Source organism: Pseudomonas sp. 43(2021) (assembly GCF_017490805.1).
In the GTDB taxonomy this organism is placed as follows: Bacteria; Pseudomonadota; Gammaproteobacteria; order Pseudomonadales; family Pseudomonadaceae; genus Aquipseudomonas.
In genome coordinates this window covers 1-722 of sequence record NZ_JAFGYJ010000107.1, presented here as the reverse complement: position 1 = coordinate 722, position 722 = coordinate 1, and the positions used below count along the sequence as shown (strand labels likewise).

The 722-nt window shown below is 61.9% G+C and carries 2 protein-coding genes; both read left to right on the top strand.

The features are described 5' to 3' along the window. The coding region (gene alr / locus J5M71_RS26180) for an alanine racemase (RefSeq protein WP_207838353.1) at window positions 1-547 on the top strand (547 nt) is incomplete at its 5' end. An 88-nt stretch (window positions 548-635) separates the two neighbouring features. After that, on the top strand, window positions 636-722 hold an 87-nt coding region (locus J5M71_RS26175), incomplete at its 3' end, for a helix-turn-helix domain-containing protein (protein WP_122670630.1).

Genomic DNA, 722 nt, shown 5'->3' with positions numbered 1-722 from the left:
GTTCGAAGCGGCGCGTCAGGGGCTGGCGGCGGAAGTCAGCTTGCGCAACTCGCCAGCGGTGCTCGGATGGCCAGAAATCCAAAGCGACTGGGTACGTCCGGGCATCATCCTCTACGGCGCGACCCCGTTCGAAGAAGCCAACGCCGTCGCTGAACGCCTGCAACCGGTAATGACCCTCGAATCGAAAGTCATCAGCGTGCGTGAATTGCCGGCCGGTGAACCGATCGGCTATGGCGCCAGGTTCATCACCGACAAGCCAATGCGCATCGGCGTGGTCGCCATGGGCTACGCCGACGGTTACCCGCGTCAGGCGCCGACCGGCACACCCGTGCTGGTGGCGGGCAAACCCAGCCGCCTGCTGGGGCGCGTGTCGATGGACATGCTCTGCATCGATCTGACCGACGTAGCGGAAGCGGGGCTTGGCTCGACCGTCGAGTTGTGGGGTAAGAACATCCTCGCCAGCGACGTGGCAAAGTGGGCCGATACCATCCCGTATCAGATCTTCTGCAACCTGAAACGGGTGCCAAGGCTCTATTCCGAGGGTTGACGCCGCTGCGGGGGCCAGCTGTTGTAAATACTGAACGCTGTCGCCATGATAACGCTCAATATTCTTACAACATCAGGAGGCTCCCGCCTTGGACGTCGGTGAACGACTGCAATCGATCCGCAAGCTCAAAGGGCTTTCCCAGCGTGAACTCGCCAAACGCGCGGGCGTCACCAAC